The 6,713-nt window shown below is 50.3% G+C and carries 6 protein-coding genes; all 6 read left to right on the top strand.

Features of this window, described 5'->3' with window-relative positions:
* Nucleotides 1-1,818, top strand: a 1,818-nt coding sequence (gene nuoL, locus ACTHSP_RS16180) for an NADH-quinone oxidoreductase subunit L (RefSeq protein ID WP_440346449.1), incomplete at its 5' end; no start/stop codon positions are given.
* Nucleotides 1,819-2,036: 218 nt separating this feature from the next.
* Nucleotides 2,037-2,342, top strand: coding sequence for a chorismate mutase (locus ACTHSP_RS16185; protein ID WP_003741955.1), 306 nt, complete (start codon nt 2,037-2,039; stop codon nt 2,340-2,342).
* A gap of 224 nt (nt 2,343-2,566) precedes the next feature.
* Nucleotides 2,567-2,887 carry a cupin gene (locus ACTHSP_RS16190; protein WP_070540070.1) on the top strand — a complete coding sequence of 107 codons (321 nt, stop codon included), beginning with the start codon at nt 2,567-2,569 and terminating at the stop codon, nt 2,885-2,887.
* 236 nt (nt 2,888-3,123) lie between these two features.
* The gene (locus ACTHSP_RS16195) at nt 3,124-4,620 is read left to right on the top strand and encodes an NADH-quinone oxidoreductase subunit M (RefSeq protein WP_440346450.1); all 1,497 of its coding nucleotides are present in this window, start codon (nt 3,124-3,126) and stop codon (nt 4,618-4,620) included.
* Nucleotides 4,621-4,629: 9 nt separating this feature from the next.
* Nucleotides 4,630-6,072: an NADH-quinone oxidoreductase subunit NuoN gene (gene nuoN, locus ACTHSP_RS16200; protein ID WP_440346451.1), complete on the top strand. Its 1,443-nt coding sequence runs from the start codon at nt 4,630-4,632 to the stop codon at nt 6,070-6,072.
* Nucleotides 6,073-6,292: 220 nt separating this feature from the next.
* On the top strand, nt 6,293-6,592 hold the full coding sequence (locus ACTHSP_RS16205; RefSeq protein WP_003686671.1) for a DUF2818 family protein: 300 nt from the start codon (nt 6,293-6,295) through the stop codon (nt 6,590-6,592).
* Nucleotides 6,593-6,713: the final 121 nt, after the last annotated feature.

Raw genomic sequence — 6,713 nt, forward strand, 5'->3', positions numbered from 1 at the left:
TGGCTGACGATGGGCGGTTTGGATTTTTCCGTCGGCTTCTTGGTCGATACGATGACGGCGATGATGATGGTCGTGGTAACGGGCGTGTCGTTGATGGTGCATATCTATACCATCGGCTATATGCACGATGAAAAAGTCGGCTACCAACGCTTCTTCAGCTATATTTCTTTGTTTACATTCAGCATGTTGATGCTGATTATGAGCAACAACTTCATCCAGCTCTTCTTCGGTTGGGAAGCGGTGGGCTTGGTGTCGTATCTCTTGATCGGTTTCTATTTCAAACGTCCGAGTGCGATTTTCGCCAACCTGAAAGCCTTTTTGATCAACCGCGTCGGCGACTTCGGCTTTTTGCTCGGTATCGGCTTGGTGCTTGCCTATTTCGGCGGCAGCCTGCGTTATCAGGACGTATTCGCCTATCTGCCCAACGTACAAAATGCCACCATCCAGCTCTTCCCCGGTGTGGAATGGTCTTTGATTACCGTAACCTGCCTGCTCTTGTTTGTGGGCGCGATGGGTAAATCGGCTCAATTCCCGCTGCATGTCTGGCTGCCCGATTCGATGGAAGGTCCGACGCCGATTTCCGCATTGATTCACGCCGCGACGATGGTTACGGCGGGTCTGTTCATGGTATCGCGCATGTCGCCGATTTACGAAATGAGCAGCACTGCGCTGTCCGTCATTATGGTGATTGGCGCGATTACCGCCCTGTTTATGGGCTTCTTGGGCGTGATTCAAAACGACATCAAGCGCGTGGTTGCGTATTCCACCCTGTCGCAACTGGGTTATATGACCGTGGCTCTGGGTGCGTCCGCCTATTCCGTGGCGATGTTCCACGTCATGACCCACGCTTTCTTTAAAGCCTTGTTGTTCTTGGCCGCAGGTAGCGCAATTATTGGTATGCACCACGACCAAGACATGCGCCACATGGGCAACCTGAAAAAATACATGCCGATTACTTGGCTGACCATGCTGATCGGTAACTTGTCGCTGATCGGTACGCCGTTCTTCTCCGGCTTCTACTCCAAAGATTCGATTATCGAAGCGGCGAAATACAGCACCCTGCCGGGCAGCGGCTTTGCCTATTTTGCCGTCCTCGCCAGCGTGTTCGTTACCGCGTTTTACGCGTTCCGCCAATACTTTATGGTGTTCCACGGCGAAGAAAAATGGCGCAGCCTGCCCGAACACCATTCAGACGACCATGGCGAAGAACATCACGGCTTGGGCAAAAACGACAATCCGCACGAAAGCCCGCTGGTCGTTACTCTGCCGCTGATTCTGCTTGCCATTCCGTCCGTCATCATCGGCTACATCGCCATCGAACCCATGCTCTACGGCGATTTCTTCAAAGACGTGATTTTCGTCAACGCCGACGCGCATCCGACCATGCACATCATGAAGGAAGAGTTCCACGGCGCATTGGCGATGGTGTCGCACAGCCTGCATTCGCCCGTACTCTACCTCGCTATCGCAGGCGTATTGAGCGCATGGCTCCTGTACGTCAAACTGCCGCACCTGCCAGCGAAAATTGCACAGGCGTTCCGTCCGGTTTACGTTTTGTTTGAAAACAAATACTACCTCGACGTCCTGTATTTCAACGTCTTCGCCAAAGGCACGCGCGCATTGGGCAACTTCTTCTGGAAAGTCGGCGATACCGCGATTATCGACAACGGCATCGTCAACGGTTCCGCCAAACTGGTCAGCGCGATTGCCGCTCAGATACGCAAAGTCCAAACCGGCTTTATCTACACCTACGCCGCCGCTATGGTGTTCGGCGTATTGGTATTGCTCGGCATGACTTTCTGGGGATTGTTCAGATAAAGGCGGGGTTTCAGACGACCTGTCCGTAGTCGGTCTAGAGGTCGTCTGAAAAAGAACTATTCAAGTTGTAGGTCAGATACTTGTATCCGACATGAAAAAGAAAATAGTACAGCGTGTCGGATTCGAGAATCCGACCTACGGCATATCGGGATTGTTCAGGTAAAAATGAGATTTTCAGACGACGTTTAGGTCGTCTGAAAAAGGAAACACGAGAAACAATGGTTGAAGACAAATTACCGCAAACCCTAGACGAAGTCCGTGAAGCCATCGACGGTTTGGACAAGGAATTAATAGAATTGCTCGCCCGCCGGCAGAAGCTGGTACGGCAGGCAGGCCGTCTGAAACCTAAAAACGATGTGCAGGCGGTTTCCGCGCCCGAACGGGTAGCGCAAGTGATTGCCTCGCGCCGTGCCTATGCCGAAAAGGCCGGTTTGTCGCCCGAAGTTGCCGAAGCAGTTTGGCGCAGTATGATTGATGCGTTCATTAAACTGGAGATGGAAACCAACCGTACCGACGGGGCGTAGTCAACATTTCGGTCATAATTGATTTACTTGGATAGATACGGAATTTGCCGACTGCCGTCATTCCCGCGCAGGCGGGAATCCAGACCTATCGGCGCATAAACCTGTCAAGGAAAAAGGTTTCCTAAAATCTACGTTCTGGATTCCCGCCTGCGCGGGAATGACGGGATTTTAGAAACAGTTGTATCGACAGGTTTATCTAGATACAGAATCAAAGAGACGCGAAAATGCCCGACACGCACACCATCCGCTCCGCCGAATTTACCGCTTCCCGAGCATGGGGCGCACTCGACATCGCCAAGATGAACGGCACTACCGTGCGCCTGCACTGGACGGACCAGCCCTACAAATGGCACGTCAACGACGGCGAGGAAGTGTTTGCCGTGATGGACGGCGAAGTCGATATGCACTACCGTGAAAACGGCGAAGAACACATCGTTCGGTTGACAAGCGGCGACATCTTCTACGCAGGAATCGGCACGGAACACGTCGCCCATCCGTGCGGCGAAGCACGGATTTTGGTGATTGAGAAAGAAGGCAGTGTTTGAGGTCGTCTGAAAAAAACCATTCAAGTTGTATGTCGGATACTTGTATCCGACATAAAAAAGAAAATAGTACAGCGTGTCGGATTCGAGAATCCGACCTACGGCTGGAAGATTCGGCAGAATTAGCTTGAGACAAATAGCAGAAGCCTGAACAACCTTTTTCAGACGACCTCCTGAAACGTCGTCTGAAAAACCAACCCATACAACTATATTTTTATTTTAACCACAGGTTAACCACTATGTTTTCCAACTACCTACTCAGCTTGGCAATATGGATACCCATCGCTGCGGGCGTGCTGGTTTTGGCGACGGGGCCGGACAGCCGTGCGCCGCTTGCCCGCGTGCTCGCTTTAATCGGTGCGCTTGCCGGTTTCTTGGTAACGCTGCCCTTGTTTACGGGTTTCGACCGTTTGAGCGGCGGCTATCAGTTTACCGAGTTCCACGAGTGGATTCCGCTTTTGCGAATCAACTACTCGCTGGGAGTGGACGGTATTTCGGTGCTGTTTGTCATTCTGAACGCGTTTATCACGCTGATGGTGGTGCTGGCGGGTTGGGAAGTGATTCAGAAACGTCCGGCGCAGTATATGGCGGCATTCCTGATGATGTCGGGTTTGATTAACGGCGCGTTTGCCGCGCAGGATGCGATTCTGTTTTATGTGTTCTTTGAGGGTATGCTGATTCCGCTGTACCTGATTATCGGTGTATGGGGCGGCCCGCGCCGCGTCTATGCGTCGGTCAAGCTGTTCCTCTATACGCTGATGGGTTCGCTCTTGATGCTGGTTGCCATGGTTTACCTGTACTATCAAACAGGCAGCTTCTCTATTGTCGATTTCCAAAACATCAAACAGATTCCGTTGGGCGTACAACAGCTTTTGTTTGTGGCGTTCTTCCTGTCATTCGCTGTAAAAGTGCCGATGTTCCCTGTGCATACTTGGTTGCCGGATGCCCACGTTGAAGCGCCGACCGGTGGTTCGATGGTGTTGGCGGCGATTACGCTGAAACTGGGTGCGTATGGTTTCTTGCGCTTTATCCTGCCGATTATGCCGGATGCGGCACGCTATTTTGCCCCTATAATCATCGTATTGAGCCTGATTGCCGTGATTTACATCGGTATGGTGGCTTTGGTGCAAACCGATATGAAAAAATTGGTAGCGTACTCTTCCATCAGTCATATGGGTTTTGTCACTTTAGGTATGTTCCTGTTTGTGAACGGCCAATTGAATGACTGGGCATTGAAAGGTGCAATCATTCAAATGATTTCCCACGGTTTCGTGTCTGCCGCGATGTTTATGTGTATCGGCGTGATGTACGACCGCCTGCATACCCGCAATATTGCCGATTATGGCGGCGTGGTCAATGTGATGCCTAAGTTTGCGGCGTTTATGATGTTGTTCGGTATGGCCAATGCCGGTCTGCCTGCGACTTCAGGCTTCGTGGGCGAGTTTATGGTGATTATGGGTGCGGTTAAAGTGAATTTCTGGGTAGGCGCGTTGGCTGCCATGACCCTGATTTACGGTGCGTCTTATACCCTGTGGATGTACAAACGCGTTATTTTTGGTGCGATCCACAATCCGCACGTTGCCGAAATGCAAGACATCAATTGCCGCGAATTTGCGATTTTGGCAATTTTGGCGGTTGCTGTTTTGGGCATGGGTCTGTATCCGCAAGCGTTTATCGAAGTGGTGCATCAAGCGGCAAACGATTTGATTGCCCATGTGGCACAAAGCAAGATTTGAGGTGTGTAAATGAACTGGTCTGATTTGAATTTAATGCCCGCCATGCCCGAAATCGTGCTGCTTGCGCTATTGGGTGTCGTATTGCTGGCAGACTTGTGGATTTGCGATAAAAACCGCTATTTAACCCATCTGATGAGTTTGGGAACAGTCATTGTCGTAGCCGTCACCCAATTGGCGGTATGGGAGCAGGGCAGTGTCGATGCCTTTCATGGTATGTATATTGCAGACGGCATGTCCCGTTTGGCAAAACTGGTGTTGTATGCGCTGACGTTTGGTCTGTTTATTTACAGTAAACCGTACAACCAAGACCGCCAAATCTTCAAAGGCGAGTTTTATACCCTGTCGCTGTTTGCCCTGTTGGGTATGAGCGTCATGGTCAGCTCGGCACATTTCCTTACTGCGTATATCGGTTTGGAATTGTTGTCTTTGTCACTGTACGCCATGATTGCCCTGCGTCGCGATTCCGGTCGTTCTGCCGAGGCTGCGCTGAAATACTTCGTATTGGGCGCGTTGGCCTCCGGTTTGCTGCTTTATGGTATTTCCATGGTTTACGGCGCCACCGGTTCTCTTGATTTTGCTTCCGTCTTGGCTTCTGCTTTCAATGAGCAGGCTAATGAGTGGTTGTTGAAGTTGGGTATGGTGTTTATTGTAGTCGCGATTGCATTTAAATTGGGTGCAGTTCCATTCCATATGTGGGTACCCGATGTGTACGATGGTGCTCCGACTTCTGTTACCGCCTTTGTGGGTACGGCTCCGAAAATCGCCGCCGTTGTCTTTGCATTCCGTATCCTTGTTACCGGCATGGGTACCATACATTCAGACTGGGCGCCGATGTTGGCCATTCTTGCCGTTGCTTCTTTGGTGGTCGGTAACCTTGCTGCTATTATGCAAACCAATATCAAACGTATGCTTGCCTATTCCACCGTATCGCACATGGGCTTTATCCTGTTGGCGTTTATGGCAGGCGCGGTCGGCTTTACCGCTGGTTTGTATTACGCCATTACCTATGCTGTGATGGCGGCAGTCAGCTTCGGTGTTTTGATGGTATTGTCCACCAAAGACATTGAGTGTGAAAACATTAAAGACCTCGCGGGTCTTAACCAACGCCATGCATGGTTTGCCTTCCTGATGTTGCTGTCCATGTTCTCCATGGCAGGTATTCCTCCGCTAATGGGCTTTTACGCCAAGTTCGGCGTGATTATGGCGCTCTTGAAACAAGGCTATGTTTGGTTGTCCGTATTTGCCGTTATCATGTCTCTGATTGGCGCGTTCTACTACCTGCGCGTGGTCAAAGTCATTTACTTCGATGCGCCTGATCATGACCAGCCGATCGGCAGTAACTATGCCGCCAAATTTGTCCTGACGGTCAATGCCTTCCTGTTGCTCCTCTGGGGTATCATGCCTCAAACCGTTATCGACTGGTGCGCCAAAGCATTGGAAAATACCCTGTAAGCTTCAAACAAAAACAACGGCGGCTGTTCCAAAGTCGCCGTTTTTGTTAGGATTCGCATTCGGATGAAATATACCCAAAGTTCAGACGGCCTCAAGCCTTTGAACAATCATCAAGCGGGCATCATCAAGATATTGAATATTCCACGGATAATAATGGGCAAGAATGCCCATTTAACATGTTAAAATCACACACAGGCCGTCTGAAAACAGAAAGACCATTATGACCGCATCCATGTACATTCTTTTGCTGTTGGCACTTATCTTTGCCAACGCGCCATTTATTACCACCAAATTCTTCGGCATCATCGCCCTGAAACGCAAACACATCGGCCATCACTTGATCGAATTGCTGGCAGGCTTCCTTCTTACTGCGATTCTCGCCTATATCCTCGAATCACGCGCCGGAGCCGTACATGCCCAAGATTGGGAGTTTTATGCGACCGTTGTCTGCCTCTACTTGATTTTTGCTTTCCCATGCTTCGTATGGCGTTACTTTTGGAATGAGCGGAATAGAGAGTAGGATTTGAATGAGGAAAAGGCCGTCTGAAAGATGAACTGCACCCAAAAAGTTGGACATCCCCCCTCCAACTCACAAGGTGCAGTTTTTTTATGAGCAAATATACATTACACTTCAAATACCA

This window comes from Neisseria sp. P0001.S005, assembly GCF_051963715.1.

Bases quoted from the DNA above. Each gene is read 5' to 3' on its own strand.
- ACTHSP_RS16185 (WP_003741955.1), top strand. From the start codon at position 2,037: ATGGTTGAAGACAAATTACCGCAAACCCTAGACGAAGTCCGTGAAGCC.
- ACTHSP_RS16190 (WP_070540070.1), top strand. From the start codon at position 2,567: ATGCCCGACACGCACACCATCCGCTCCGCCGAATTTACCGCTTCCCGA.
- ACTHSP_RS16195 (WP_440346450.1), top strand. From the start codon at position 3,124: ATGTTTTCCAACTACCTACTCAGCTTGGCAATATGGATACCCATCGCT.
- nuoN (WP_440346451.1), top strand. From the start codon at position 4,630: ATGAACTGGTCTGATTTGAATTTAATGCCCGCCATGCCCGAAATCGTG.
- ACTHSP_RS16205 (WP_003686671.1), top strand. From the start codon at position 6,293: ATGACCGCATCCATGTACATTCTTTTGCTGTTGGCACTTATCTTTGCC.